Source organism: Nesterenkonia sp. Act20 (assembly GCF_019173455.1).
Taxonomy (GTDB): domain Bacteria; phylum Actinomycetota; class Actinomycetes; order Actinomycetales; family Micrococcaceae; genus Nesterenkonia.
Window position 1 is genome coordinate 780,717 of the sequence record NZ_JADPQH010000001.1, and the last position, 26,957, is coordinate 807,673.

At 64.8% G+C, this 26,957-nt stretch carries 32 protein-coding genes, 1 other RNA gene and 1 pseudogene; 14 read left to right on the top strand and 20 right to left on the bottom strand.

Annotated features, from left to right (window positions below):
• Window positions 1-85: 85 nt before the first annotated feature.
• From IY716_RS03515 to ssrA, 11 genes are all read left to right on the top strand, one after another.
• Window positions 86-742 carry a DoxX family protein gene (locus IY716_RS03515; protein WP_218220210.1) on the top strand — a complete coding sequence of 219 codons (657 nt, stop codon included), beginning with the start codon at window positions 86-88 and terminating at the stop codon, window positions 740-742.
• A gap of 41 nt (window positions 743-783) precedes the next feature.
• Complete coding sequence (gene aroA / locus IY716_RS03520) at window positions 784-2,196, top strand: 3-phosphoshikimate 1-carboxyvinyltransferase (protein WP_369699580.1); 1,413 nt, start codon at window positions 784-786, stop codon at window positions 2,194-2,196.
• Window positions 2,193-3,308: a ribosome small subunit-dependent GTPase A gene (gene rsgA / locus IY716_RS03525; protein WP_218220212.1), complete on the top strand. Its 1,116-nt coding sequence runs from the start codon at window positions 2,193-2,195 to the stop codon at window positions 3,306-3,308. Before aroA ends, rsgA begins: the two co-directional genes overlap by 4 nt.
• A gap of 48 nt (window positions 3,309-3,356) precedes the next feature.
• Window positions 3,357-4,169, top strand: a complete 813-nt coding sequence (hisN, locus tag IY716_RS03530) for a histidinol-phosphatase (protein ID WP_218220213.1) — start codon at window positions 3,357-3,359, stop codon at window positions 4,167-4,169.
• Window positions 4,170-4,237: 68 nt separating this feature from the next.
• Entirely contained in the window at window positions 4,238-5,218 is a 981-nt protein-coding gene (locus tag IY716_RS03535; RefSeq protein WP_218220214.1) for a metal ABC transporter solute-binding protein, Zn/Mn family, read from the top strand.
• Window positions 5,215-5,958, top strand: a complete 744-nt coding sequence (locus IY716_RS03540; protein WP_218220215.1) for a metal ABC transporter ATP-binding protein — start codon at window positions 5,215-5,217, stop codon at window positions 5,956-5,958. Before IY716_RS03535 ends, IY716_RS03540 begins: the two co-directional genes overlap by 4 nt.
• Window positions 5,955-6,851: a metal ABC transporter permease gene (locus tag IY716_RS03545; RefSeq protein ID WP_218220216.1), complete on the top strand. Its 897-nt coding sequence runs from the start codon at window positions 5,955-5,957 to the stop codon at window positions 6,849-6,851. The genes IY716_RS03540 and IY716_RS03545 overlap by 4 nt, the downstream gene beginning before the upstream one ends.
• Window positions 6,852-7,571 (top strand): metal-dependent transcriptional regulator, encoded by a 720-nt coding sequence (locus IY716_RS03550; protein WP_218220217.1) that lies wholly within the window; start codon window positions 6,852-6,854, stop codon window positions 7,569-7,571.
• 30 nt (window positions 7,572-7,601) lie between these two features.
• Complete coding sequence (locus tag IY716_RS03555) at window positions 7,602-8,138, top strand: CrcB family protein (protein WP_218220218.1); 537 nt, start codon at window positions 7,602-7,604, stop codon at window positions 8,136-8,138.
• Complete coding sequence (locus IY716_RS03560; RefSeq protein WP_218220219.1) at window positions 8,135-8,539, top strand: CrcB family protein; 405 nt, start codon at window positions 8,135-8,137, stop codon at window positions 8,537-8,539. Before IY716_RS03555 ends, IY716_RS03560 begins: the two co-directional genes overlap by 4 nt.
• Window positions 8,540-8,592: 53 nt before the next feature.
• Window positions 8,593-8,966: a transfer-messenger RNA gene (gene ssrA / locus IY716_RS03565) on the top strand.
• Between the two features lie 236 nt (window positions 8,967-9,202).
• On the opposite strand, the gene IY716_RS03570 is transcribed toward ssrA, so the two are convergent.
• Window positions 9,203-9,478, bottom strand: a complete 276-nt coding sequence (locus tag IY716_RS03570; protein ID WP_218220220.1) for a YrhK family protein — start codon at window positions 9,476-9,478, stop codon at window positions 9,203-9,205.
• Window positions 9,479-9,616: 138 nt separating this feature from the next.
• Here IY716_RS03570 and IY716_RS03575 point away from each other — a divergent pair, with 138 nt between their 5' ends.
• Together IY716_RS03575 and IY716_RS13690 are read left to right on the top strand one after the other, a co-directional pair.
• A complete protein-coding gene (locus IY716_RS03575; RefSeq protein WP_218220221.1) occupies window positions 9,617-10,714 on the top strand; it encodes an aldo/keto reductase in 1,098 nt (365 codons plus the stop codon).
• 86 nt (window positions 10,715-10,800) lie between these two features.
• Window positions 10,801-11,190, top strand: coding sequence for a DUF6480 family protein (locus tag IY716_RS13690; RefSeq protein WP_255316414.1), 390 nt, complete (start codon window positions 10,801-10,803; stop codon window positions 11,188-11,190).
• A gap of 25 nt (window positions 11,191-11,215) precedes the next feature.
• On the opposite strand, the gene smpB is transcribed toward IY716_RS13690, so the two are convergent.
• From smpB to IY716_RS03635, 11 genes and pseudogenes are all read right to left on the bottom strand, one after another.
• Window positions 11,216-11,713 carry an SsrA-binding protein SmpB gene (gene smpB, locus IY716_RS03585; protein ID WP_218220222.1) on the bottom strand — a complete coding sequence of 166 codons (498 nt, stop codon included), beginning with the start codon at window positions 11,711-11,713 and terminating at the stop codon, window positions 11,216-11,218.
• Window positions 11,714-11,782: 69 nt separating this feature from the next.
• Window positions 11,783-12,700, bottom strand: a complete 918-nt coding sequence (ftsX, locus tag IY716_RS03590) for a permease-like cell division protein FtsX (RefSeq protein ID WP_218220223.1) — start codon at window positions 12,698-12,700, stop codon at window positions 11,783-11,785.
• Complete coding sequence (ftsE, locus tag IY716_RS03595) at window positions 12,697-14,649, bottom strand: cell division ATP-binding protein FtsE (RefSeq protein WP_218220224.1); 1,953 nt, start codon at window positions 14,647-14,649, stop codon at window positions 12,697-12,699. Before ftsE ends, ftsX begins: the two co-directional genes overlap by 4 nt.
• A gap of 3 nt (window positions 14,650-14,652) precedes the next feature.
• Window positions 14,653-15,768 (bottom strand): peptide chain release factor 2, encoded by a 1,116-nt coding sequence (prfB, locus tag IY716_RS03600; RefSeq protein WP_218220225.1) that lies wholly within the window; start codon window positions 15,766-15,768, stop codon window positions 14,653-14,655.
• Window positions 15,769-15,798: 30 nt separating this feature from the next.
• Complete coding sequence (locus IY716_RS03605) at window positions 15,799-16,278, bottom strand: hypothetical protein (protein ID WP_218220226.1); 480 nt, start codon at window positions 16,276-16,278, stop codon at window positions 15,799-15,801.
• A 16-nt stretch (window positions 16,279-16,294) separates the two neighbouring features.
• The gene (locus tag IY716_RS03610; RefSeq protein ID WP_218220227.1) at window positions 16,295-16,747 is read right to left on the bottom strand and encodes a hypothetical protein; all 453 of its coding nucleotides are present in this window, start codon (window positions 16,745-16,747) and stop codon (window positions 16,295-16,297) included.
• On the bottom strand, window positions 16,740-17,168 hold the full coding sequence (locus IY716_RS03615) for a TadE family protein (protein WP_218220228.1): 429 nt from the start codon (window positions 17,166-17,168) through the stop codon (window positions 16,740-16,742). The genes IY716_RS03610 and IY716_RS03615 overlap by 8 nt, the downstream gene beginning before the upstream one ends.
• Complete coding sequence (locus IY716_RS03620; RefSeq protein WP_218221512.1) at window positions 17,140-17,334, bottom strand: hypothetical protein; 195 nt, start codon at window positions 17,332-17,334, stop codon at window positions 17,140-17,142. The genes IY716_RS03615 and IY716_RS03620 overlap by 29 nt, the downstream gene beginning before the upstream one ends.
• Before the next feature lie 59 nt (window positions 17,335-17,393).
• Window positions 17,394-18,338, bottom strand: a complete 945-nt coding sequence (locus IY716_RS03625) for a type II secretion system F family protein (RefSeq protein WP_218220229.1) — start codon at window positions 18,336-18,338, stop codon at window positions 17,394-17,396.
• A complete protein-coding gene (locus IY716_RS03630; RefSeq protein ID WP_218220230.1) occupies window positions 18,335-19,195 on the bottom strand; it encodes a type II secretion system F family protein in 861 nt (286 codons plus the stop codon). The genes IY716_RS03625 and IY716_RS03630 overlap by 4 nt, the downstream gene beginning before the upstream one ends.
• Window positions 19,192-20,166: pseudogene (locus IY716_RS03635) on the bottom strand (CpaF family protein); the annotation flags it as partial. The gene IY716_RS03630 and the pseudogene IY716_RS03635, both read right to left, overlap by 4 nt.
• 157 nt (window positions 20,167-20,323) lie before the next feature.
• On the opposite strand from IY716_RS03635, the gene IY716_RS03640 reads away from it, so the two are divergent.
• Entirely contained in the window at window positions 20,324-20,566 is a 243-nt protein-coding gene (locus IY716_RS03640) for a hypothetical protein (protein ID WP_218220231.1), read from the top strand.
• Window positions 20,567-20,681: 115 nt separating this feature from the next.
• Here the strand turns inward: IY716_RS03640 and IY716_RS03645 are convergent, their stop codons facing one another.
• The 8 genes from IY716_RS03645 to IY716_RS03680 form a co-directional block, all read right to left on the bottom strand.
• Complete coding sequence (locus IY716_RS03645) at window positions 20,682-20,999, bottom strand: hypothetical protein (protein ID WP_218220232.1); 318 nt, start codon at window positions 20,997-20,999, stop codon at window positions 20,682-20,684.
• Between the two features lie 17 nt (window positions 21,000-21,016).
• Window positions 21,017-21,334 carry a hypothetical protein gene (locus IY716_RS03650; protein WP_218220233.1) on the bottom strand — a complete coding sequence of 106 codons (318 nt, stop codon included), beginning with the start codon at window positions 21,332-21,334 and terminating at the stop codon, window positions 21,017-21,019.
• Window positions 21,335-21,341: 7 nt separating this feature from the next.
• Complete coding sequence (locus IY716_RS03655) at window positions 21,342-22,181, bottom strand: phage major capsid protein (protein ID WP_218220234.1); 840 nt, start codon at window positions 22,179-22,181, stop codon at window positions 21,342-21,344.
• A 131-nt stretch (window positions 22,182-22,312) separates the two neighbouring features.
• The gene (locus tag IY716_RS03660) at window positions 22,313-22,699 is read right to left on the bottom strand and encodes a hypothetical protein (RefSeq protein WP_218220235.1); all 387 of its coding nucleotides are present in this window, start codon (window positions 22,697-22,699) and stop codon (window positions 22,313-22,315) included.
• 11 nt (window positions 22,700-22,710) lie between these two features.
• A complete protein-coding gene (locus IY716_RS03665; RefSeq protein ID WP_218220236.1) occupies window positions 22,711-23,157 on the bottom strand; it encodes a hypothetical protein in 447 nt (148 codons plus the stop codon).
• Between the two features lie 20 nt (window positions 23,158-23,177).
• A complete protein-coding gene (locus IY716_RS03670) occupies window positions 23,178-23,720 on the bottom strand; it encodes a hypothetical protein (protein ID WP_218220237.1) in 543 nt (180 codons plus the stop codon).
• Entirely contained in the window at window positions 23,717-25,018 is a 1,302-nt protein-coding gene (locus IY716_RS03675; RefSeq protein ID WP_218220238.1) for a phage portal protein, read from the bottom strand. Before IY716_RS03675 ends, IY716_RS03670 begins: the two co-directional genes overlap by 4 nt.
• On the bottom strand, window positions 25,015-26,382 hold the full coding sequence (locus IY716_RS03680) for a terminase large subunit domain-containing protein (protein ID WP_218220239.1): 1,368 nt from the start codon (window positions 26,380-26,382) through the stop codon (window positions 25,015-25,017). The genes IY716_RS03675 and IY716_RS03680 overlap by 4 nt, the downstream gene beginning before the upstream one ends.
• Between the last annotated feature and the right edge of the window lie 575 nt (window positions 26,383-26,957).

Here is a 26,957-nt window from a genome sequence, read left to right on the forward strand (position 1 = left end):
GTGCCGCTGATTCCCGTCCCGGGCCGGATTGGGTAGATTGGACCACGGACGATGCTTCAGCGCCACACTCCTACAGGAGGACACTATGTCTCTACTCCGTAAATTCGCCCGCCCGCTGCTGGGGGCAAGCTTCATCGCCAACGGTGTCGACCGACTGCGCAACACCGATGATGCGTCGGCGAGGATCGAGTCCACCTTGGAGGAGATCGGCTCGCTGGTCTCCCAGGCTGAGCCTCTGGTCTCCAACCCCAAGCTCACCACCCAGGTGCTCGGCGGAGTCGAGGTCGTCGCCGGCCTCGCCCTGACGACCGGTCGCTTCCCCCGCGCCGCGGCCCTGATGCTCGCCGGGGTGCACAAGTTCGACAGCTACGTCGAGTACCGCAGCGCTGAGCTCGAGAGCGACGCCGACGTCACGGCGCAGCGCCGCACGCTGCTGAAGAACGTCTCGATCCTGGGCGGCCTGACGCTGGCCATCGTGGACCTCGACGGCAAGCCCTCGCTGGGCTGGCGCGCCGAGCACCTGGCCAAGAACACCCGCAAGAAGGGCGCCCAGTTCGGGGACAAGACCTTCAAATGGGCCGATGACTTCGGCAACGGTGCCACCAAGAAGGTCCGCGACTTCGAGAAGAACGCCAAGAAGAACTTCCAGCGCGCCGAGCGTGACGCGCTGAAGGCGATCAACAACGCCTCCAAGGGTGCGAAGAAGTCGGCCCAGGGCGCCAAGAAGAAGGTCGGAGCCTGAATCTCAGCGCCGTGACCACCACATCTTCACACGCTTCACCGGTGCCCCCGCAGCCGTGGCCAGCGCCACGGGCGGGGGCACCGCTGCGCGCTGAGGTGACGGTTCCCGCCTCCAAGTCTCTGACGAACCGGTACCTGTTGCTGGCGGCACTGGCCCAGGGCCCCAGTGTGGTCATCAATCCCCTGCGCTCTCGGGACTCCCGGCTCATGCTCGCTGCCCTCGAACAGCTGGGGGCCACGGTGGAGCACCTCGAGGACTGGGAGCACAGCGGGGTCGCGGCGGTCCGCATTTCACCGATCCCGGACCTGGATCCCGACCTGGCGTCAGGTCGGGCGGAGGACCAGCGCGAGGACCTCGATGCACCGGCCGCTGGTGCCGCGGCAAGTGAAACTCGCATCGACTGCGGGCTGGCCGGCACCGTGATGCGCTTCCTCCCCGCCGTCGCAGCGCTGACCGGGCAGCGCGTGCACTTCGACGGCGATCCTGGCGCGCGCGTCCGCCCCATGGGTGCGGTGCTGCGTGCGCTGCGTGATCTCGGCGTCGAGGTCACCGGCTTCGGCGCACCAGAACGTGGCGAGGAAGGCTACCTGCCCTTCACCGTCCACGCGCCGACCGGCATCACCGGTGACGTCATCACGATGGACGCCTCCGCCTCCTCACAGTTCGTCTCCGGGCTGCTGCTCGCCGCGGCTCGGATGCCCCACGGACTGACGCTGCGCCACGCAGGCGACGCTGTCCCCTCACTGGAGCACGTCGAGATGACGTGCAAAGTCCTCAGCCAGGTGGGCATCGAGGTGAGCTCACCGGCTCTTCACACCTGGAAGGTGGAACCGGGCCCGATCAAGAGCTTCACCGTGCGAGTGGAGCCGGACCTCTCCAACGCGGGCCCGTTCCTCTGCGCGGCCGCGGTCACCGGCGGTGAGGTGAGCATGCGCGGGTGGCCGAAGCACTCCACCCAGATCGGACGACGCTGGACCGAGCTGCTGCCCGCCTTCGGCGCCTCCGTGACGCAGCACCCGGAGACCGACGCCACGGTCACGCTGAGTGTCCGCGGCGGTTCGCTGCGCAGCCCCGGCGCCGTGGACGGCACCGCCGAACTGACGCCCACAGTGGCCGCACTGGCGGCGCTGTGCACAGAACCCACCCGGTTCACCTCGGTCGGACACCTGCGTGGTCATGAGACCGACCGGATCGCAGCGCTGGTCACCGAGATCCGTCGACTCGGCGGCACCGCCGAGGAGACCGCGGACGGCTTCGAGGTCCTCTCCCCCGTGCGTCACGGCGGCCTCGTCCATACCTATGCCGATCACCGCATGGCGACCTTCGCCGCGGTGCTGGGCCTGGTGGTCGACGCCGTCGAGGTGCAGGACATCTCGGCCACGTCGAAGACCATGCCCGACTTCCCCGCGCTGTGGGCCGGAATGATCGACCATACATCGGTTGGCCAGCTATGAGCCGCTGGTCCGACTGGGACGAATCCCACGTGAAGGTCCGGCCCAATAAGAAGGGCTCCCGACCGCGGACCAAGGAGTCCCCCGACTATGCCGACGCGGAGCTGGGACGTGTGGTCACCGTGGATCGAGGACGCTACACCGTCCGGGTGGAAAGCTCGGCCGGCGTTGAACGCGTGATCTCCGCGGTGCGTGCCCGAGCACTGAGAAGGACTCCGGTGGTTCCCGGTGACATGGTGGGCCTGGTCGGCGACACCACAGGCGATGAGGGTTCCCTGGCCCGGCTGATCCGCATCGAGGAGCGCTCCACGCTGCTGCGACGCAGCGCAGAGGACACCGACGACGCCGAGCGAGTCATCGTCGCCAATGCAGATCAGCTGTTGATCGTCGTCGCTGCCGCCGATCCAGCACCCCGCACCGGGTTCATCGACCGGGCTCTGGTGGCTGCCTACGACGCCGGCATCGTGCCGATCCTGCTGGTCACCAAGGCCGACCTCGTGGAGGACCCGCTGGATCCGGCCGGGCTGATGAGTCATTACGCGGAGCTGGACCTTCAGGTGGTCGTCTCCCAGCAGGCAGCCGGATCCGCTTCGGGAGAACCGTCCCTGGATGCCGAGGCCGTGACGGCCCTGCGCACCGCACTGACCCGTCGCGTCACGGCGATGATCGGACATTCCGGCGTGGGCAAGTCCACCATGGTCAACGCCCTGACCGGCGCGGACCGGGCGACCAGTGGGGTCAACGCGGTGACCGGACGGGGACGGCATACCTCCTCCTCGGCCGTGGCGCTGAATCTGGAGCCCACCGAGGCTCTCGACGCGGCCGATGCGAGAGACTCGTGGATCATCGACACTCCCGGGGTCCGCACCTTCGGACTGGCCCACGTGGCGCCCGATGACGTGCTCGGCGCGTTCTCGGATCTGGTCGAAGGCTCCGTGGACTGCGAACCTGGCTGCGCCCACATGTCCCCGGAGGGCGGCTGCGCGCTGGATGCCTGGGTCGCCGACGGCCACGCAGGCGAGCACGGGCCGGCACGGCTGGCCTCGCTGCGCGGGCTGATCAGCTCCATGGCGGGCACCGAGGAAGCTCCCGCGGAGAAGCGGCTCGGCGCGTAAGTCTGTCGAATCCCGCTCCGGGCACCGGGACATTGCTAGCGTGGCGACATGAGCTCTAGCACCAGCGCCTACACCGATGACCTGCGCCTGGCGCATATGATCGCGGATTCCGTAGATGCCAAGACGATGTCCTTCTTCTCCTCGATGGACTTCGAGGTGGAGACCAAGCCCGATCTCACCCCGGTCACCGAGGCGGATCGTCAGGCGGAGGAACTCATCCGCGGACAGCTCAGCAGAGCCCGTGGACGCGACGCCGTGGTGGGCGAGGAGTTCGGCTCCACCGGGTCCGGCGCCCGGCAGTGGATCATCGATCCCATCGATGGCACCAAGAACTTCATCCGCGGGGTCCCCGCCTGGGCCACCCTGATCGCCCTGGTGGACGAGGGCGAGCCCGTGGTGGGACTGGTGAGTGCGCCCGCGCTGGGAAAGCGTTGGTGGGCGGCCAAGGACGGAGGCGCCTACACCGGCAAATCGCTGGCCTCGGCCAAGCGGCTGCAGGTCTCCAAGGTGCCCACACTCGAAGACGCCTTCTTCTCCTACTCCTCGCTGGCGGGCTGGCGGAAGATCGGCCGGAGCCAGAACTTCCTGGAGCTGACCGAGACCGTCTGGCGCACCCGGGCCTTCGGCGACTTCTGGTCCTACTGCATGGTCGCGGAAGGTCAGGTCGACATGGCCGCCGAACCGGAGCTGAACCTCCACGATATGGCTGCCCTGGTCCCGATCGTCCGGGAAGCGGGCGGCATCTTCACCTCGCTGGACGGTGAACCCGGCTGCACCGGCACCAATGGCCTGGCCACCAATGGCCTCCTGCACGACGCCGCCCTGGGCGCTCTCGCCGCTGATCGCCCCGCTCCCTTCTGAGCTGCGCAGCAGGGAGAGCGAACCCCTTTCACTTGCAGTTTTAGGTGTGCCTAAACCATACTGGCGGCATGCGCAGAACCCCTCTCCCGCCGAGCGTCGGCACCCTCATGCTGGTGCTGCTGCTCAGTGGCTGCGCGCCCGCTGATTCCTCTGCGCAGCCGGGAACCCACGCGGGCGAGGCGAGTGATCTGCCCGTGGTCCTCGCCAGCTTCTCCGTGCTGGAAGACATGGCCTCCGCCGTGGGCGGAGATCGGGTCGATACGCGCAGCATCACGCCTCCCGGGGCAGAGGTCCACGAATACTCCCCGACCCCCGGGGATCTCCGTGACACTGCGGAGGCGGACCTGATCCTCTTCAACGGCCTGGGACTGGAGGCCTGGTACGAGCAGTTCCTGACCCACACCTCCGCCGAGGTGTTCATGGTCTCCGAGGGTGTCCAGACCCTTCCGGTGACGCGGCTTCCGGGATCGTCCGATCCCGCAGGCGAGAACGCGGAGGATCCAGAGCGGGAGGGTCTGCCGGTGAACCCCCACGCGTGGATGTCCCCGGCCCAGGCCATGACCTATGTGGACAACATAGAAGCCGCGCTCAGCGAGCTCTCTCCGGAGGATGCGGACATCTTCGCGAAGAACGCCGAGGACTACCGCGGTGAGATCCGCCGCATCTGGCAGGAGGCCGCCGAAGCTCTGGAGCCGCTGCAGGCTGAGGGCCAGGTCCACCTGGTCAGCTGCGAGGGGGCCTTCAGCTACCTCGCGCAGGATCTCGGACTCAGCGAGCACTACCTCTGGCCGCTCAATGCCGAGGACCAGGGAAGCCCGCAGCAGGTGGAGGCCCAGATCCGCTACGTCAGCGAGAACCAGGTCCCCGCAGTGTTCTGCGAGTCCACGGTGAACGATGCAGCCCAGCAGCAGGTCGCCGAGTCCACCGACGCCCAGCTCAGCGATCCGCTGCACGTGGACTCCATCACCGAGGCAGACGGACCCGCACCCAGCTACCTCGAGCTGCTCCAGCATGACCTTGACCTCATCATCGAAGGAGCCCAGCGATGACCGGGGAACCGGCCGCCGTCGTCGTCAGCAGGTTGAGTGCGGGCTACCCCGGGGTGCGCGCGCTGGAGTCGGTGTCGATCACGGTGCCCCGACGCAGCATCTGCGCTCTGCTGGGTGCGAATGGTTCGGGCAAGTCGACGCTGTTCAAATCGCTGCTCGGGCTGCATCGCCCCAGCGCCGGCAGCGTGCGGCTCTTCGGACTCGAACCCGCCAAGGCCAGACGCCGCAACCAGGTGAGCTATGTCCCGCAGCATGAACAGGTGGACGCCAGCTTCCCCATCAGCGTGGAGCAGGTCGTGATGATGGGACGCTACGGGCATATGGGCCTCACCCGCCGCACCCGGCCGGCGGACCGTCTCGCCTGCGATGAGGCGCTGGAACAGGTCGGGCTGACCGAGCTGCGCCGTCGCGGAATCGGTGAGCTCTCCGGAGGTCAGCGCAAGCGCGCGTTCCTGGCGCGAGCGATCGCGCAGCAGTCGCCGCTGATGCTCCTGGATGAGCCCTTCGCCGGGGTCGACCGAGGCTCGGAGCAGCTGATCAGCACGGTGCTCAAGGCGCTGCGCGATCAGTCCGACACCACAGTGGTCATCTCCACCCACCACCTCGCGGGGGTCGCCGACCTCGCCGACGAGGTGGTGCTGCTGCACCAGCGCGTGCTGGCCTCGGGGCTCCCCGAGGACGTGCTCACCGAGGAGCAGCTGGGGCGCAGCTTCGGTGCCGTGCTGCGGGAGAACCCATGATCGAGATCCTGACCCAGCCGCTGGAGTTCACCTTCATGCAGCACGCACTGGCGGCGGCAGTCATCTCCTCGGTGGTCTGCGCCATGCTCTCCTGCTGGCTGGTCCTGATGGGCTGGTCCCTGATGGGTGAGGCGGTGGCCCATTCAATCCTTCCCGGAATCGTGCTCGCACAGATCTTCGGGCTGCCGATGGCACTGGGCGCCTTCGTGTTCGGGATGCTCGCGGTGCTGCTGATCGGCGGGATCAGCGGAGACTCCACGTTGAAGCACGACACCTCCATCGGCGTGGTCTTCACCTCGCTCTTCGCGCTGGGCCTGGTGCTGATCTCACGCACCCCCAGCGAGACGCACCTGACACATATCCTCTTCGGCAACGTGCTGGGCATCTCGCAGGCAGATCTGCTGCAGACGGCCGGGCTCGGGCTGGCCACGGTGGCGGTGCTGCTGGCGCTGCGACGCAGCCTGGTGCTTCTGGCGTTCGACAAGATCCATGCCCACACCATCGGGATGTCCACGTCGGTGCTGTCCATTCTGCTGCTGACGCTGTTGGCGCTGACCACGGTGACCTCGCTGCAGACGCTGGGCATTCTGCTCGTGGTCGCTATGCTGGTGGTGCCAGGGGCGACAGCGCTGCTGCTGTGCCGACGCTTCGGATGGATGCTCGTGGTGGCCACCGGCAGCGCCGCGGCCTCCGCGGTGCTCGGGGTCTACGCCAGCTATTGGTTCGACACCTCCACCGGTGGTTCGATCGTGCTGGCACAGTCGGCCCAGTTCGCGCTGGCCTATCTCTTCGCTCCGACGAAGGGGATGATCCCCCGGCTTCGCCAAGGACGAGGACGCCGGGCCGCCCCGCTCTCGACCTTCCCGCCCCTCGATGCGAAAGATCCCGCGTAGATGACTCCCCGCACCTCGGCTCAGGGCCGCTCGACGGCCACCCACACGGCCACCACCTCGGTGGAGGACTACGCCAAGACCATCTATGGTCTCGCGGAGTGGGATGGAGCCTCGGTGACCGCGTCGGCCCTCGCCAAGACGCTTGGGGTCTCGAACCCCTCGGTGACGCTGATGATGCGCAAGATGGCTGAGCTGGGTCTGGTCGAGCACCGCCCCTATGCACCGATCGCCCTCACCGACGCCGGTCGGCAGCTGGCGCTGGCCATGGTGCGCCGGCACCGGCTGATCGAGACCTGGCTGGTGCGCGAGCTGGGGTACGGCTGGGACGAGGTGCATGAGGAGGCGGAGCGGCTCGAGCATGCGGTCTCTGAGACCTTCGTGGACCGGCTCGACATGCGGCTGGGTCACCCCCGGGTGGACCCGCATGGAGATCCCATCCCGGGCCCGGACCTCACGCTGGACTACCCCGAGACCGAGCTGCTGTGCCGCGTGCCTGCCGCAGCGCAGGTGCGCCTGGAGCAGGTCGACGACGCCGTCCCGGACGCGCTGCTCGCGCTGGACACCCACCGAGTGCCCATCGGTGCGCAGGTCACGGTGACGGCGACCGACGGCGGCGCCGTCGTCCTCTCCCCCGCCGGGATCGTGGGCGAGCAGGCCGTCGAGGGCATCCGGCTGACCCACGAGATCACCCACGCCATGCGGGTGAGCCTGATTCGCTGAGCGCGGCGGACTGCGACGTATCCTGTACTGGTGTCTCCTTCCGAACAGTCTTCAGGGCCTGAGCCTGCGGCCACCCGCCGGTCGCTGCGCCACGAGCGGCAGACCTCTCTGGTGAATCTGCTCGCGCTGGTGGCTCTCGCAGGAGCCTGCGGCGCACTGCTGAGGCTGCTCGTCGGTGAGCTCATCCCCGAGCAGGGAATGAAGTTCCCCTGGACCACGCTCATGATCAACCTGAGCGGGTCCGGTCTGCTCGGCCTGCTCACCGGGGCCGCGCATGCTCGACCGCGGATGCCCGACTGGGTGGTGCCGACCTTCGGCACCGGCCTGATCGCCTCTTATACGACCTTCTCCGCGGTGATACTCGCCGTGATGCCGTCCGTGCCCGGTGACGCGTACGACGGCCTGGCCGCCGTGACCTATGTGAGTCCCGGAGCCATGGAGATGCTGACCTACTTGTTTCTGAGCATGTTGGGCTGCACTGGCGCTGCCGCCGCTGGCATGACGATCAGCCGGGCGCTTCTCGGGCAGCTGGGCGCCGAATCCGCCGATCTGCGGAGGCGGCCATGACCTATGAACTGAGTCTGCTGCTGGTCCTGGGTGTCGCCGTCGGTGGCGCCGCAGGTGCGGTGCTGCGCTACCTGCTGGACCGCTACCTGCCCGGTGGCCTGCTCGCGGCCAATGTCCTCGCCTGCCTTGCGCTGGGGTACCTCTACGGCGAGCTGTCCTGGCTGGCCGAGACCGGCCGGGAAGCCGGAGGAGGGCTGCTCTCCGAACCGGTGGCCGCCGCGCTCTCGGTCGGAGCACTCGGGGCGCTGAGCACCTTCGCCACCGTCTCGCTGCGGGTCGCGCAGCGCTGGATGGCAGGCCAGCGTCTGCGCGCCGTGGGCGTCTGGACCGCCCACGTGGGATTGGGCTTCGCGGCCGCCGCGCTGGGCATTGCACTGTCCCGACTGCCGGGGCTATACTGATATGTCAGCTTGGCAGGTATGCACGAGCTGGTGCAGGATTGATAAATCCATAAGGGGACGATCGGTTTCGACGATCTGAGTTGATCATGGTGAAGCGGGTCGAGGATGCAGAGTGACCTCGTATAAAACCCCTCTGCAAAACAATAAGTGCCGAAACTAAGCGCACTGACTTCGCCCTCGCTGCCTAAGCAGCGACGCGAGTCTGTCAGCCTGAGTCTGCTATCGACTCAGATCCTGGCATCAGCTAGATAGCCACTGGTTCCAACTCCTCGTCGTGGGGAGTTGGGTCGACAATTTCCACGACTGGGCCCGTCAGCTGCTTGTCTGTGTGACGGCTGGGGCCGAGAAAATCTACTAGCAGACTGCACCCGGAGAAGCCCATGTGAATCCAGATCGGACGCGGGTTCGATTCCCGCCGTCTCCACCTATCGCCCGAGCAGGCTCAGCCTGCTCGGGCTTTTTCGTGCCCTGGTGCCGAATCATCCCGGCAGTGGGGGTCAGGCTGTCCTGCGTAGGACTACCCTCGGAACTCGAGAGAGTCTTCGACGCGGCTGTGGTCCGGCGCCGGGCGGCACAGGGCAGTGCGCGGTGCCCGCCCCTCCGAGCTGTCCGAGATTCGCGCGTGAGCAGATTCGCGCGCGAGCACCGGTCGACGTCGGCCCCTCAGAAGTCTCGCGCGGACTCTGAACCCGAGCCGCCGACCTTGACCAGATGGAACCGCCGGACGAGGCGAATGGTGGGCCTGACCATCAGCAGCACACTGCCGATGACGAAGAGCCAGGTCCCTGCGTGCATGGTGGACTCGTAGAAGAACATCACGCTGCCCACGGCGAAGGCCACCGCGATCAGGAAGTCGTTGGCGATGCTCAGCGTCTCGTAGCGGCTGCGGATCACGAGTTCTTCTTGGCCGAGGTGAAGCACCAGATCAGAATCATTCATAGGGTCAGGCTAGCCCTGCCCATCGCACGCCGCATCAGGTTCAGCTCTGCGCGCCAGTACACCGATTCACGGTCACCACCTCGCGCAGTCGGAGTATTATCCGGCAGGTACGACTCTCCTCTATGCGAAGGATTCCCTATGAGCACCCCTTTCTACCGCCCCCTCTCCGCGACCTGCGGACTCCGGGTCTCTCCGCTGGCACTGGGCACGCTTCCCTTCGGCGGCGCCAACGGCATGGGGCATATGGGCAACCTCGGACCCGATGACGCCACCGTGCTGCTGGACCGCGCCTTGGACGCCGGGATCAACCTGATGGACACGGCGAATCTGTACTCCCTCGGCGTGGCCGAAGAGGTCCTCGGGGAAGCTCTGGCGCGCAGCAGCCGCTATGACGAGTTCCTCGTGACCACCAAGGCGCGCATGGTGGTCGGGGACGGGCCCAACGCCGGCGGCGCCTCCCGCTGGCATCTGCTGGATGAGGTGGACAAGTCCCTGCAGCGGCTCCAGCGGGATCACATCGACCTGTTCTACCTGCACCACTGGGACGGTGAGACTCCCCTGGAGGAGACGCTGCAGACCATGGACGGCCTGGTCCGCTCCGGAAAGATCCGCTACTACGGGGTCTCCAACTACACGGGCTGGCAGCTCATGAAAGCCCTCAAGGTCTGCGAGACCCACGGCTTCATCAAGCCCGTGGTCCAGCAGATCCACTACTCGCCCTACTCCCGCGAAGCCGAGTACGAGATGATCCCCGCCGGCATCGACCAGGGCATCGGCACCCAGGTGTGGAGCCCCATGGGAATGGGTCTGCTCACCGGCAAGTATCGGCGAGACTCCCAGCCAGAGTCGGGCTCCCGCATGGTCGATGGGGACGGCTCGGAGATGCGCGTGGCGGACTGGGAGAAGCTCTACAGCGTCGTCGATGTCCTCGACGAGGTCGCCAAGCGCAGCAAGGCCACGATCCCCCAGGTAGTCCTGGCCTGGCTCCTGGAGCGGCCGGGAGTGACCAACCTGGCGGTGGGCGCACGCAGCCTGGACCAGTTCAATGATCTGCTCGGCAGCCTCGAGCTGGACCTGAGCGAGGCGGATCGCCAGGCCATTGACGACGCCGGCCGGCCAGCGCTGGCATACCCCTTCTGGCACCAGGCCGATATGGCCAGCGAGCGGATGAGCCCAGCGGATGAATCGATCATGGCCACCACCAAGCGCGAACTCAGCGAGAAGTTCGACGGTTGACCAGCTCACGTCCAGCTCGCAGGGACACGACCCACGGTTGGCCTGACTAGGCTCAGATCAGACCGTCCATACAGAAGAGGTGTCAGATGACCACCGAACAGAACCGATCCGAGGATGTGCGCCCCGCCGGGGAGCACGAGACCGCTGCTTCCGTCGAGGGTGAGTCCCTCGAGACTCCACCGCACCAGCGCGGCGGCAGACTCGAGCAGAATCACGACGAGCCGGCGCGGGACCAGGATGGGCCGAACCCGGGACTGGATCCCAGCCCTGAGGAGACGCCTGGTCTGGAGGAGGGCGGAGGGGTTCAGCCCGGTGACACCCCGCCGGATTCAAACTCCGCCACAGCATCGCCGCACCAGTCGGCTCCAACATCGCCTCCGAAGTCCAAGGCAGTGCTGACCACGGCGATCATCGCGATCGCTGTCGTGGTCCTGCTGATCTTCGTGGGTTATATCGCCGGAATATTGGGCGGCTAGAGCGCCGGCCGAGCTCGACTCAGCATCAGGGCGACCGCAGGTTCCGGTAGCGCATTGCGCGCTGGGCCTCGCGGTTGTCCTGTTTCTCGCGAAGGGTCTGTCGCTTGTCGAACTCGCGCTTGCCGCGGGCGATGCCGATCTCGACCTTCGCCTTGCCGTCCTTGAAATACAGCTGCAGCGGGACGATCGTGAGGCCAGGGTCCTCGATCTGCCGCGAGATCTTGACGAGCTCCTTCTGGTGCAGCAGAAGCTTGCGCTTACGTCGCGCTGCGTGATTGGTCCACGTCCCGTTGAGGTACTCCGGAATCGTCACCTGCTCGAGCCAGAGCTCCAGACCACTGGCGAAGCCGCCGAACCCGTCCGTCAGGTTGGCCTGGCCTTCGCGCAGGGACTTCACCTCGGTGCCGGTGAGCACCATTCCCGCCTCATAGCGGTCAAGGATCTCGTAATCGTGGCGGGCACGCCGATTCGTGGCCACGACGCTGTTGTTCGGGTCCCGCTTGGGCCCCTTCTTCTTAGCCACCGTGTCACCTCCCCGACTGCTCGCTGATCTCGGCGGTCTTCTGCAGTGGCCAGAAGAGCCGACCTTCGATCATACACGCAGGTATCGGCGCACCGTCACCCAGGAGGCGATCACCGCGAGGGCCACCGCGATCAACAGCAGCCCGGGCATGATGATCCAGGACTGGGCCGCATCGATGAACTGGATGCTGGGCACCTGCTGGGCCATCCATCGGCCCAACACGAACTCGGCCACCACCCAGGTGGCGGCGCAGGCCAGCAGGCCGCCGACCAGCGCTGCGATCACTCCCTCGAAGACGAACGGCATGCGGATCATCGACTTTGAGGCTCCGACCAGACGCATGATGCCGGTCTCGCGACGCCTGCTGAACGCGGAGAGTCGGATCGTGGTGGCCACCAGCAGCAGCGCGCACACGATCATGACCCCGGCGATGATCAGCGCCACCAGTGTCAGTCCGTTGAGGATGCCGAAGATCTGATCGAGGACCTCCTGCTGATCCGCAACGGTCTCGACGCCGGGCGCCGAGCTGAACAGCTCCGTGACCACAGGGAACTCCTCGGGGTCATTGAGCAGGATCCGGTAGGACTCCGGCATATCGGCTGCGGTGAGCGAGGCGGTGCGGGAGTCCTCTCCCCTGCTCTCAAGGAGTTCATCCAGGGCCTGCTGCTGCGTCTCGTGGCGGTAGCTGGCGACATACTGGCTTGCCGCGCCGTCGGTGAGCGTGTGCTCGAGGGAGTCCCGCTGGTCCGCGCTGACTGCACCGGTGGGGCATGCGGTCTGCGGCGAGTTCTCGGTGCAGAGGAAGACGGAGAGCTCGAGCCGATCGTAGAAGTCATCGGTCATCTCATTGACCTGGGTCTGCATCAGCGCCGCTGAGCCGACGAAGGTCAGCGAGATGAAGGTGACCAGGATGACCGAAGCGACCATCGCGACGTTGCGCCGCAGCGAGCTGAAGGTCTCACCGAGCATGTAGAGCAGCCGGTTCATACGTCCCTCCTCAGGCGGCGCAGGATCGACCGGCGTGACCGGGAGATTCCGAGATGTTCCGCCGTGCGACGCGCGTCGGTGTAGGTGGACTGGGCGGCGGAGGACTTGGGGCGTGGCAGCGGGCGTGGCACCGCAGCCTCCTGCGCGGGGGGCGCGGGCTCTGCAGCGTCTTCTTCGACATGGGCGAGCCAGGAGAGCCGCGAGCGGTTGGCGGCGTCCTGCTCCGGGTGCCCGGTCGAGTGAGACGCCACGCCGGGCTGCGCTGCTGAGCGGGGCGCCGGGTGCTGCTCCTCAGGTCGCTGGGCAGGCGGGGGAAGCGTGGGATACATCGGTGGGAGCCGTCGCCGCGGGGCCGGGATGGGCGCGATCTCACCGGTTGGCGGCTCCTCGGCAACGGGCTCCGCGAGAACGGGCTCCGCAAGGACCGGTTCCTCGGTCACATCGTCCTCCGGGAGCGGCTCCTCGATGTGGAAGTCCTCCTCGGCATAGCCGTCCTGTTCCATGTCGGGCAGCTCGGTGCCGTTGAAGTCCCCGTGGAGTTCCGGGACGTCATGTCCCAGGGTCTCCTGACGCAGGTGCTCCGGCCAGGTCACGCGAAGGCCGGTTTCCTCGGCGTGCTCGGCGCCTTCAAAATCGGTGTCGTCATGGACGTCTGAGTCATCGTCCGCGTAGACGTCTGACTCATCGTCCTCGGGCTCGTCTTGGCTGATGAACGCACCGTCACTGACGGTGTGCTCCACCGAGTGGTGATCGTGCTCCTCGCTGATCTCTTCGTAGTCGCCGCCATGCTCATCGTCTCCGACAGTGTCCTCGGTTTCGATGTCCTCGGCGTCTTCCGGGTCGGCGAGGTGCGCGTCGTCGTCCTCCTCTGCCGGATGCTCAGCGTCCTCATACGCCGGGTGCTCGGCAGTGGGGAAATCATGCAGGTCTGCCAGCTGCGCGTCGAACTCCTCGGGCGTGAGCTCCATGCCCTCAAGGTCCTCGGCGTAGTCCTGAGGTGTGGTCTCCTGCAGCACCGGGTCGTTCTCGAAAGCGAGGACCGCGGGATCCTCACCAGGGTCCGGGGACTGCTCTGCCGGGCGTTCTGGGGAGAGATCGGTCGGCTGATCACCTTCTGGGGAGAACGGCTCCCCTGTCGTGGAGCCGTCGACGGGGTCGCGACCGATCATCGGCACCACACCAGTCTTCAGCGGCGCGGGATCATGGGCGCGCAGACCCGACTCCCCTTCTTCCTGGGCGAGAACGTCCCAAGCCTCAGAGCCTTCAGGGGCGTCATAGAAGCCGTGGGGCTCGTCGCGGACGAGGCGACCGCGGTGCAGCTGCACCACCCGGCTGCGGGTCTGGTCCACGATGGCGCGATCGTGAGTGGCCATGATGACCGTGGTGCCGGAGGCGTTGATCCAGCGCAGCACCTTCATGACCTCTTCGGAGGCCCGCGGGTCCAGGTTGCCGGTGGGCTCGTCGGCGAGCAGGATCGCGGGTCCGTTGACGATGGCGCGGGCGATGGCGGCGCGCTGCTGCTCACCGCCGGAGATCTCATGCGGGTAGCGCTTGGCCAGGTGCGCGAGGTCCACCTTCTCCAGCACCTTGGTGACCCGTTTGCGGATGGCGCTGCGCTTGGTGCCGAGCACCCGCATGGCGAAGGCGACGTTGTCGAACACGGTCTTGTCCGGCAGCAGACGGAAGTCCTGGAAGACCATGCCGATGCTGCGCCGGAAGTCTGGGACGCGACGGTCCAGCATGAGCCCCAGGTTCTGTCCGGCCACGGTGACCTTGCCGCGCTGGGGCAGTCCCTCGCGCAGGATCATCCGCAGCAGTGTGGACTTGCCGGAGCCGGAGGCGCCGATGAGGAAGGCGAAGTCTCCTCGGTAGAACTCCACGGTCACATCATCGAGCGCCGGTCGCCCGTCTGCCTCGTAGCGGCGGGTGACCTGTTCGAAGCGGATCATGGGTCAGTCGTCCTCGGCCGCGGTCTCGTTGCGCCAGCGGATCCCGGTGTCGATGAAGCCGTCGATGTCACCGTCGAGCACGGCCTGGGTGTTGCCGACCTCGTGTTCGGTGCGCAGGTCCTTGACCATCTGGTACGGGTGCAGCACATAGGAGCGAATCTGGTCGCCCCAGGAGGCTTTGATGTCTCCGGCGAGCGCCTTCTTCTCGGCGGATTCCTCGGCCTTCTTCAGCAGCAGAAGCCGGGACTGCAGCACCCGCATCGCTGCGGCGCGGTTCTGAATCTGGGACTTCTCGTTCTGCATGGAGACCACGGTGCCGGTGGGCAGGTGGGTGATGCGCACGGCGGAGTCGGTGGTGTTCACGGACTGTCCACCGGGCCCGGAGGAGCGGAAGACGTCGATCTTGAGGTCATTCTCATCGATGTCGATGCTCTCGGTGCCCTCGAGCAGCGGGATGATCTCCACGGCGGCGAAGGAGGTCTGTCGGCGCCCCTGGTTGTCGAAGGGGCTGATGCGCACCAGGCGGTGCGTCCCGGCTTCCACGGAGAGCGTGCCGAAGGCGTACGGGGCGTTGATCTCGATCGTGGCGGACTTCAGCCCGGCCTCTTCGGCGTAGGAGGTGTCGAGGACCTTCACGTTCCAGCCGCGGCGCTCGGCCCAGCGGGTGTACATGCGCAGCAGCATCTCGGCGAAATCTGCGGCATCCACGCCGCCCGCCCCGGAGCGGATGGTCATGACGGCGTCGTATTCGTCGTACTCGCCTGAGAGCAGGGTGACGATCTCCAGGGACTCCAGCGCCTTGTGGATGGACTCGACTTCGGCGGTGGCGTCGGCGAGGACCTCGTCGTCGCCTTCCTCCTTGGCCATCTCGACCATCATCTCGACATCGTCGATGCGGGTCTCGAGGCGCTCCAGACGCTCCAGCTCGGTCTGCGCATGGCTCAGCTGGGAGGTGACCTTCTGCGCGTTGGCCTGATCGTCCCAGAGATCGGGCGCGACGGCCATATCGCTGAGCTCGACGATCTGCGCCTTGAGCTTCTCAACGTCGGTGACCTCCGTGATGCGGCGCAAGGTATTGCGCAGGTCGCGGATTGCGGTGGGGAAATCAGTCTCTGCCATAACAGCACTACAGTACCGTCGACTGCGGTCTCACCGGTTGAGACTCACCCGGGCATGGGACTCCACGCTGATCGACACCTGTGCCGGAAGGATCGCCGAGACCATCGGCAGATCGACGACTGCGGCCAGCTCCACATGCGCGGTCTCCCCTCCATCACTGACCCATGCGCGGGAGACCGCGAGACTACTGAACTGACCGTGAGCGCCCGACGCCGCCAGGTAGGTCTCGGCCTGGGCGCGCACCTGAGCGGCGCTGACCTTCGGCGTGGGACCTGAAACCCCCTGCTGCGCCGCCTGCGCCGCGGCCGAGGCGGCGCCGTCGGCGGTTGAAAGGAGCTTGCGCGCTTCAAGATTGACGGCCGTGGCCCCCGCCATCGCCGCGACGAGCAGAAGAACCACCAGCAGGAGACCCAGAATCAGCACGGAGGACTGGCCCTCCTCCTCCGCGTGCAGACGCCGGCAAGTCCGCCCACCGTCGCGATACGAACCCGTCGCGGCAGGACGTGGCACAGACACTATTTTCATCTTAGCCCGCCTGGACCTGGGTGGACGTAGAGGAGACCGTGACCAGTGTGGATCGCCAGCTGCCCATATCGGGTATCAGCGGCACAGGTACACGGACGACGACGGTGAACGTCACAAGGTCACCGTCCTCATCGCAGCTTCCTTTCGGACAGGACATGCTGATCTGAGTCTGAGTCGGAGCAATGCCGAAATCTTGTAGCGCAGCCGTGGCCGCCGCCTGGCTGCGGGCTGCTCGCACGCCGGGGACCAGGTCCTCGCCGCCACCGACGTACATCTTGGCCGCCTGATCCGACGCTCCGACGCTGGCATAGGCGGCTGCCTGAACCCCGGCCACCCCCAGGATGAAGTAGATCACTGGGATCAGCACCAGGACGGCCAACATGACGAACTCGACAAGCGAGGATCCGGTGTCCGCGTGGAAAGCCCCGACACGGCACCGGAGGCGCTCACTCAAACTCATAGGCACCTCCGGAGACTTCCAGCTGGCCCACTCCGGGGATCAGACCGAGAACTGGCACCTGGGCCCGCACCGTGATGGTCAGAATCCGCCCCTCGACTTGCGTCTCGTACTGATAGTGCACGCCCTGGGCATAGTGGGAGGAGATGGAGGATTGGATCAGAGCCTGTGTCCTTGCAACCCCATCCTGAGCGGTTCGATCCTCGAGCACTCCGAATCTCGCTCCCGTGGAGGCCGCATCAATCAACGTATTGCGAACATGCACCAACAGCGTCAACTGGATGATCGCAAAGGTGAGCACCACCAGAAGGGATGAGACCATCGCAAACTCGGCAGTGGCCGCGCCACGTTCACCGGCGCGGTACCAAGTGGTTGCGTGACCGCACCGCTCAGCGCGAGACCTGGTTGATCGCGTCATTGAACAAGCCCTGCAGCGCAGGTTGAGCAATTGCCAGCAGACCTGCCACAAGCACGGCGCTCATCAGTGTGATCATCACCCACCCAGGGACGTCGCCGCGTTCCTCTGCATGAAGCATTTTCAGGATTCGTACCTGATCACTGATGACCTCTTCGGTGAGTCCCATAGCTCTTTTCCTCTCATAAGCCGCCCCGAACTGTGCAGCGGTGTTTTATTGGACATGTGTCATATCCCGATCTCGAGCAGCGAGAGCCCCGGATAGATGGCGAAGAGCACCGTCAGCGGCAGTACGCCGAAGACCAGAGGCACGAGCATGCCGATCTCCTTCTTACCTGCCGTCTCCATGAGGTCCCTGCGGCCGAGTTCGCGGACGTCTTGAGCCTGCGCCTGCATCACTTCGGCCAATGGTGTGCCACGCTCCATCGCCACGATGAGGCCCTCGATAAACCGTGAGACCGGGGCTGAGCCGACACGGGTAGACATGTGTTTTAACGCCTGCGTGAAACCGGTCCCTGCCTGCGTCTGGTGAAGGACGAGTGTGAGTTCGGCGGCCAGCTCACCCCGAGCCAAACGTCCGACCCGCTCGAATGCGCCGGCCGCGCTCTCTCCCGCGCTGACGGAAAGAGCGATCATCTCTGCGACAGTCGGGAACTCCGCAAGCATGCGGGATTGGCGTCGCCGAATCTGGCTGCTCAGCAGGTTGTCCCTCAGTGCGGCACCGAGTATGGACAGTACGATGACCGCCACCACGGCGAGGGCCCCGTTGAAGTTGCCGACCAAGAAGCCCACCAAGCTCAGCACCGTTCCGAGGACCCCGCCGAAAATTCCCAGTGCCAACTGCTGGAGCCGGTATTCGTTCGGCCCGAGGCGGGAATTCGCCTGGTCCAGGCGTCTGCGAAGCTCATGGGTGTCGACACTGAAACGATCGAGCTGGCGGAGGGCATGCCGGAAGACCGGCGACATGATTCTGCCCAGCGTCCCCAGTGCGGGGGCGGCGTCCGTGGCATCGGCCGTGAGTGCGAACCGCGAGTCCCCGGAGCGCAGGTAGGGTGCTACCCGGGTGGTGAAACTCGGTTGATTGTTCAACGGCAGCGCGTTGACAACGGTGACCAGGCCGAGCCCGAGTGCCAACCCACAGGTGAGGACCCACCCTAGGCTCGTCGCATTCATGCCAGGACACGCACCTCTTGTGGAAGAGCCCCGATGCGCAGCATCAGGCGGTAACAGCCCACAGACACAATCAGTCCCCCACCCAGGACCAACATGCCTGTGGCGTTCTGATACGCCTGCGCCGCCTCAGCCTGAAGAGAAATCAGGAGCACGACTATCCAAGGGGCGGCGACTGCGAGTTTGGCGGCATTGACCGTCCAAGACTGACGCGCTTCGAGTTCGCTCCTGGTGCGCGCGTTTTCACGAAGAAAGTCGGCCAAGGTGCCGAGCAGGCGACCAAGGTCTGACCCCCCAACCTCGCGGGTGATCTGGAGCGCAACCACAATCCTGTCACCGACGGGATCAGCCAGCCGAAGCTTGAGTCGGTCGAGCGCCGTAGCCATGGTGTGTCCCGATCGATAGTCCTTCGCGAACTCCACAAAAGGCTCCCGGAGAGGCTCCGGGCCTGAATGTCCGAGCTGAATGAGCCCTTCCGGGAGGGACATGCCAGAGCGGACTGCCGAACGGAGGTGGTCTACTGCATCGGGCCAGACCTCGCGCAACACTGCGCGGCGCCGTCCTGCTTGCCAACGCAGGGCGAAGATGGGCACCATGGCAGCAAACAACGCGAAACACAGGGCGATCGGGATGGCCGCCGTGAGCACAAGGACTATCAAGAAGGCCATGACGGAGCAGATCAGCACCGCCGTGGCCACGCCCGTCACAGGGAGTCTGGGGTGCCCGGCCTCATCAAGAAGCTTGCGCAGTGGGTTCCGACGTCTACGCCGAGAACGCGTCGTGGGGAGTCGGCGGGGCCAGAAGGACGAGAAGACGAGCAGAAACCCGAGACCCAGGGCAAACCCCAGCAAGAGACTCATCCCAGCACCCCTGCCCTAGTCAGCCGGCTATGCATCTCTGGACTCAGTTTGGGAAGGTCGAAGACCGCCGAATCAGTGATCTGCAGAACGCCGTCCCGTTGTTGGAAGAGCATCGACGTCTCGATCGTCTCGGATTCGACACGACTCCCAACCGCCAGTATCTGGCCGACATAGCGGCGGCCGTCTCTTTCCCTCACGCAATGCACCACAAGATCGATGCAGGATGCCACCGTTGGAAGAATGAAGTTTCTGGAGATGTTCTCTCCTGCGAGGAGCGGGAGTGTGCAGATCTTCGTCAATGCATCGTGCGCGCTGTTGGCGTGCACCGTTGCCATTCCAGGAAGTCCTGCGTTGAGTGCAATGAGCATGTCGAGGCTTTCGGCTTCCCGAACCTCTCCCACAATGAGGCGATCCGGGCGCATTCGCAGAGCCTCTTTGACGAGCTTCCGGAGTGGAATCTCCCCTTCGCCCTCGAGGTTGGTCTGCCTGCATTGCAGACCGACTACGTCACGCAGCGGCAGCTGCAGTTCAAAGATCTCCTCAACTGTGATCACGCGTTCTCGCGGGCCGATGGCAGTGGAGAGACAGTTCAACATCGTCGTCTTTCCAGCCTGGGTGGCACCAGAGATCAAAATATTGAGTCCACTGTCAACGCAACCGGTGAGGAACTCCGCCGCCTCTGGGGTCAGCGAGCCCCCCTGCACCAGGTCGTCGATTGTCGCGGTGCGCGAGATGAATTTGCGAACATTGACAGCCCAGTGGCGTCTCGTGATGTCCGGAATGACCACGTGAAGGCGAGAACCATCTGGGAGAGCCGCGTCGACGAACGGGGAGGACAGATCGAGACGACGACCCGAGCTCTTGAGCATCCGTTCGACGAGGTCTCGGATACGCGATTCCGACAGCGTGAGCGACGTCAGCTCCGATCGACCTTCACGGGCGACGAAGACCTCGCTGGGTCCGTTGATCCAGAACGCCCGGTCTAGTGTTGGACGGTGTTGGTTGCCGTCTACTTCCGCTTATCTAAAGGGATCTAGACGTTTGTCGCTGTTGGGCGTTTACCCCGGTATATGGGCCTCGTGAGGACTCCATGTGTCCATGAGCGGCCGTCCTTGGCATACTTGGGCGATGACTGAAGCCAGATACAAGGTAACCATTGACGACATCTACTACGAGTTTGAAAGCTTCGAAAAATTGGGCGGGGAAGTGACGAGAGAAGCATCTCTGCAGGGCCAGAACGTGCACACGCGCAGGACGCCAACCACATATAAGCTCAGGAATGTCACGCGAGAAGGTGGTGACGTCGTCGATCCCCCGAAGGACCGCGAGATCCGAGTGCGCGAAAGAAGCACTATTCCCATGAAGCTTTAGACAGAGCTGGACCCCTACCTTGTGGGGAGCCGATCTAGAATCGGGTGCCCATCCTCGGTAGAGGTCCAGCCGGCAACGGCACCTACGCCACTACTAAGTATACCCCCTAGGGGTACTATCCGGTCACTCTTTCTGACACGAACTCGTGGTGACTGATCCTGCCCCGGATCATCTGGGGCTGAATCCTGCCGTCCACAGTGAGCGTGTTCCCCCGCCAGGTGACCTGCTCGATTACGGCGGGGTCAACGTCGGCGGGTAGCTTCATCATCACGCGGTAGCGGCTGATGATCTGCTGCGTGTCGCTGTCCGGCCCGTCCATGCTGCTTGCGGGGTCTACCTGCGCCGGAACCACCTGAGTGGACGGCGGGGCGATGATGGGCTGGTTGTACGCGTCGCGCTCTCCGGTGTCGCCACCAGGGATCGTGACTGTCACGCGGTCATGGAAGAACACTATTTGGCCCTCTTCCTGTACCGGTTGAGCACGAACTGTTCTGGCAGTGACCAGCCGTTGAACGCCCCTGAGATCCGCGCTGATCCTGCCGCCCAGCTGAGCTGTTCAGGGTTGGATACCAGGCGCGCTGTAGCGGTGGTGATGACTGCAGCGATGTCCTCTGACACCGATCCTGCCTCGAAGCCGTTGTCACGGGTGTAGGAGCGCGCCATAGCGGTGACGATGGGAAGGTGCTCCCCGGCCATAGCGACAACCGTAGGGTCATCACTGAGGCCGAGGAACGCCGCGACATCCCCACCTGTCGGTGTGGAAGTCATCTCCATGTCAGACCGCCGTGCTGTCGAGGATGACCACGCCTTCGGGGTGCAGCAGTCCGAGGTCAAACCGTGCGGTGACCCGGATGGCCTGCTGATCGAACTCGGCGTAACGCTGATCGAGGATCTTGATCTGCGGGTTGGTGTCACGGGCGACCGCGACCTGCGAGATATCCGCCAGGACCGCCTTACCAGCAGGAACCTTGTTGGACACGGTCACCGGGATGTTGAACAGCCGGTAGGTCGCATCACGGGTGAGATCCGACTCCAGCAGGTATCGCCCGTTCTGGTCCTTGAGCTTCCGCACCGTGATGAAGTCCTGAGCGTTGAGGAACCACCGATTCGGGGTGACCTCAGCAGCCGTGGTGACGGCCAGAGCGTCGAGGAACGTGTCAGCGCTGGCGAGGTCCAGCGGCGCACTCTGGGTTCCGGGCTGGTTGAAGATGCCGGTCACAGAATCGTTGAGGCCGTCCCCATTGAGGAACGCATCATCGATCATGGATGACACGTCGTTGACCAGTCGGGACCGCAGCACGGCGTCGAGGCCGACCACGGACTGCCGGGCCAGCTCATTCGAGTAGCGCGTAATCACCTTGACCGACTTGCGGCCTTCTGGCATCAGCCGGACCTCGTCGAACTCGGCGGTGTAGTCGTCCGGGATCTGCTCGGACTCTCCCACCCATGCGGGGGTGCCGGAGCCGACAAGCTTCGGGATTCGCAGCGGGGATGCGGTGTCGAAGATCCGTGGTCCAGCGGCCAGCACGATAGAGGCTGTTTCGAGCGGCTGGATCAGAAGTGAGGAGACCTGCTCCTGGAGCAGTTCCGGGGTGTCAGTGGTGTTCAGTGCCATGAGAAAAGTCCTAGCGATAGAGGTTCAACTGTCCGGTTTCGGACGGTTGGTGAGTTTCCTCGTGTCGCCAGGACTACTGAGAGGGCCGGACACCAGGCCCGACCCTCTCATTGTAGCATGGAAGAACGCGTTTAGTCCTGCTGAGGGATATCACCCATATCAGTCACGCGAATGGTTTTTCCTTGGGCAACCCTGGTTCTCATACGCAGCTCAAATCCGTGCGTGATAGACCTTAGAAACTCGAAGGGATCAACATCGTGGACCAGATAATCAGTGACTTCCAGTTCGTCCGTCTCACCATCTTTTAGCGCCTTGATTGCCTCCCACTGCGCCACGATGACATGCAGACTCTGATGCCGCTCTCCGCCACCGATATCTAGCCCGACAACGTGTTCGTTTTCGCCCAGACCCAAGCGCTGGTCAATGGTCTCGGTGTTGGTTTTTCGCTCGTCGAGCTGTGCAGTACCCGACCAATCGGGGTAGGTGACCTCAGCGTCTCTCCAGATAAACGGTTCCATGATCGCCTTCCTTAGTTGGCTCCAGCGCGGAGTAGTCCGGCTAGGTCCACTGTAGATGTGCCGTGGGTCACAGATCCTTGCCCGATGTTGCCGGACGGTTTCCGCGCCGCCAGGTGAGGCTTCCTGGTCAGCAGCTCATCTATGGCCGCTGTGAGCTTGTCTGCGTCGTTTAGGTGCTCGTCGGAGAACTCCAGGTCGGTAGGGTCCGCGAGTCGCCCTGTGGCCTCTACGCGGCTCCTGTGCAGCTCGTGGGCCAGCTCGTCCGCACGCTGCGCCCTCTGCCTGTACTTCGCGTTCTCGTCGCGGAGCTTCTCCACATAGGACCGGGGAAACTGCTCCCCCTCTTCGTCGATCTCTTCATCCGTCTTGCCCTGATCCGAAATCTGGTCATCTTCGGTTGAGGTCGCGTTTGAAACGCGAGCGTCCTCCGCGGTCTCGTCCTCGTCCGTGGTCTGCACGTCCTGAGTCTGTTCTTCGGTCACTGGTCTTCTCCATTCTCTGAAACGGGAACTGCGATGCACGCGCAGCCCTTGTGGTGATAGTGATTTTCGGTCGTCGGTAGAACCATGTCGGCCATGTCCTGACAGATCTCGCAGGCGTCCGGCTCCACCTGCCGCCGGGAGAACGTGACCCCCTGGTCCTGCATAGATCGAGCCGTGGTGTCCTGGTAAGCGGCCATGACCACCGCTGCCCCGGCGATACCCATAGCCGTGTTGCCGTCCTGCTGATAGGACTGCGTCGCGGTCTGGTCATTGAGCTGAGCCCGCGCCGCCGTCTCGATGTCATAGCCCGCCCCTCCCCCGGTAGGTGCCCTGACCCTGCCCGAGAGCCTGGACAGTTCAGCAGCGACCGCGAGAGCCGCCAGAGACGACGCGGCCTGAGACCTGCGTGTGGCCTCCGCCGCTCCGAGGTCCATGAACTGCTCCCAGGACAGCTCCCCGTCCTCATAGCGCCCATGCAGCGCCGCCAGGCGTGCCCTGGTCTCCCGTGACAGCGTCGCCACCGTGTCGTGAATACTCATGCGAGAAGCGCCTCCAGGTCAGTCCCAGCGGCGTCCAGCGCCTCAGCCCGCCGTGAGTCCCTGATCCGGGTGATCTCGATATCGGTGTATCCCAGACGTTCCAGCGCCGCCGATGCCGGGAGCAGACCAGCGGTGAACAGCTTCACCACCGCGTCGGCTTCCTGAGCCATTGACCGGGTAGCCGGGTCCGCCCAGACCACCGAGACCCCCGCCCGTGACGGGTCAGTGTTGGTCCGGATAGCGTGTGCCAGCGCCATGACCTTCTCCCAGGCCCGCCCGAACTGGTACTGCCGCTGCTCCACCCGTGCTGTCAGTGACGCCTCAGCAGCCCGCAGACCGTCCGCATTCGGCGGCTGATTCGCCACGATCCCCGTGTAGTGACCAGGCAGGGACGAGACCGCCATGATCTGAGAAACGATCGTCCGAATGGCGGTGTCATAGCTGTTGAGATCCGACGCCGGGAGCTGCCCGAACTTCGCGTCCGGGGCCTCCGCAATCATCATCCTGTTGGACTCCGGGTAAGGGTTGGACTCTTCGCCGTCCTCGTCCTCTTCCAGCTCGATGCCGGTTCCGAATCGGCGAGGCCGTGCGTAGTACTCCGAACCAACCATGAGGTCTGCCAGAAGTTTGTTCAGGGCATCCTGCAAGGGCGCGATATCCCGCAGCTCGGATACTCCTTCATCGAGCAGCCGGTCACTGTTGCGGAACTCCACCACCGGAACGACGCCCAGCGGATTGTCGATGGATTCACGGACCTTGAACTGCGCCCCCGATGTCGCGTTCTGTGAGTCCGACACGTACCGGATGATCTTCTCCGGCCCATACAGGACCGCCTCAGACCCCGTGGCGGTGTTCCACTTCTTCACCGCTGCCACCAGTCGCCGCGTGCCCGGATCTCGCAACGCGGTCATCTGGTGAGCAGACTCCACGCTGATGCTCGGTGCCCCAGTGCTGTCGGCCCAGACAATCGCATAAGCGGTGCCCAGGGTGAGAGCTTCACGGTGCAGAGTCCCCGCCATCTGGTCGAGATCATTCCCGGTCCAGTCTCCCCACAGTGCCGGGTCCGGTTTCCCGTCACGGGTGAAGCCGGTGATCCGCAGACGCTCCGCGATAGAGGTCACCGCGAGCCGGCAGAAGTTCGATGCGATGTGCCCGAACCTGTTGCCCAGCGCTTCACGGGCCTCCGGTGTCAGGAACGCCAGCGGCGGATTCCCGTTGTAGTAGCGGTCAAGCTTGTCGAGCTTCACCGTGCGCCCGTCGATCTCCTGGATCAGTGCCTGTAGCTGTGTTGTACTCACTTGAAACTCCTAGCTCGTCGCTTCTTCTTCTTGGTCATTGCCCGCCACTGCGCCCGTGAGTGGCCCATCACCGCGCACGCCGCGAGGTCAATGTGACGGGTGGTGTGTTTGCGTGACTTGTCCAGCCGGACTCCCCGCTCGGTCTCGTTCACCACCGCGTTGCCGATGTGCTCGGCCAGCCGTGGATCTCCGGTGTGCGTGATCTGCCCGTTGATGCACGCGTTATAGAAGTCCGTGGTCGCCGGGGTGATCCGTGCAGCCGACCAGGGAAACTCCGTGATGGGGATACCTTCCTTCTCCAGCACCTGCAATGTCCTGGTCCACCGGAACGGGTCCGCCGTGACCTCCAGAACGTTCCACCGCTTGCACGCCGCCCGGATCGCGTCCTCGACTTCCTCCACCGGCACCCGGTAGCTGTCATCGTCACCAGGGGGTTCCCACAGGCCCACCACGTCGAAGTGAGGTTCCATCCCGATACGTGCCACCAGGACACCTGTGGCGTCGCCGTTGAAGGAGCCGTCCAGGGCCAGGACCACGTCCTCCCCCTCCGCGATCTCTTCCCCGGTGTTCATCTCTTCCCACCGACCTTCTGGCAGGAACGCGCCCGTGGTCTCCGTGACAAACTGGCAGAGACGTGCGCGCCGGTAGGTCGCTTCACGGGTCTTCGGGGGAAGCAGCGCCTTGATGGTCGAGATGTTCAGGAAGTCGCCTAGAGCAGGATTCGCCAGCTTCAAGCAGTGGTCACAGTCCACCGGGTGATGTTCAAAACCAGCAGCCGAGAACTCACGCCAGACCAGCGTCGGATCATCCGGGTACTTCCGGTGGTAGTCCCTGAGATTGGTCAGCACGGAGTTGTGAGGATCAGGTCCAGGGGTGCCGATACCGACCATCGTGGAGCGTTCCCGCTTGCCCTGCGCCAGTGCGACGACTTCCCAGACATCCTGTGAGATCACGCCGATCTCGTCCGCCAGGGCGAGTGTGAAGTCCAAACCTTCAAGCGCTTTCGGAGACGCGGGGAGCACCTGGAAGCTTGACCCCCGGGACGGGACCTCTAGCCGGTCTTTGTAGACCTGGACCCGTGAGGAAAGATCCTCATTCAGCTCCACCATCCGGACCGCGACGTTGAAGATGATCTTTGCCTGAGTCTCATTCACCGCGACCACGACGACCGACGCCCCGACATCTCCCAGCAGCAGGTCATAGAGTCCCCACGCCGACATGAGCGCGCTCTTCCCGGAGCCACGCGGCATCATGAAACCTGCCTGTACCGGCATAGGATCTGCGTCCAGGACCGAGCCCACCAGATCGAGTTGCCAGTCCCTCAGCCGCAGCGGAGAGCCCGCCCCGTGGCCCTTCGGCACCATGATGAACTTCTCGCAGAACTTCCCAAACCGAGCAGCACCAGACACACGCGGCCTGAACGGGAGCGGAGAGTCATCAACCTGCCCTTTAGGCCCTGCCTTCATGTTCCACCCCCTCTAACTGCGAACCATTCGCATGAGTAATAGCCGATTGGCCTACCGGCCCGCGTCTTGAAAGGGGTTCGGGTGACCCCCCTCCCCCAGGTCTTGCTTGACCGCGAGCAACATTGCAGGCCGAGCACACAACTCCGCCCGTGTGTTCTAGTCCGATTGGTTTGCCGTTGAAGTGTCGCCACCAGGTTTCTTCTGTGTGGTCGAGCTGGAGATCCTGTGTGGACCCGCAGTCTGAGCAGAAGGGCTGGAGCTTGCGGGCCTTGCGGGATAGGCGCGCCCAGCGGGAGTCGTAGCCGCGTGCTGAGCTGCTGGTCTTCTTCGGTCGTTGTGCTTTGCGGACTTCGAGCAGGTGCTCGTCGCAGTAGCTGTTCTGTGATGGCTCTCCACAGCTGAGGCAGAACTTCATGCTGATTCCTCCCAAGTTGCGGCGCGCTTGGACCAGCAGGAAGGACAAGGACAAGATG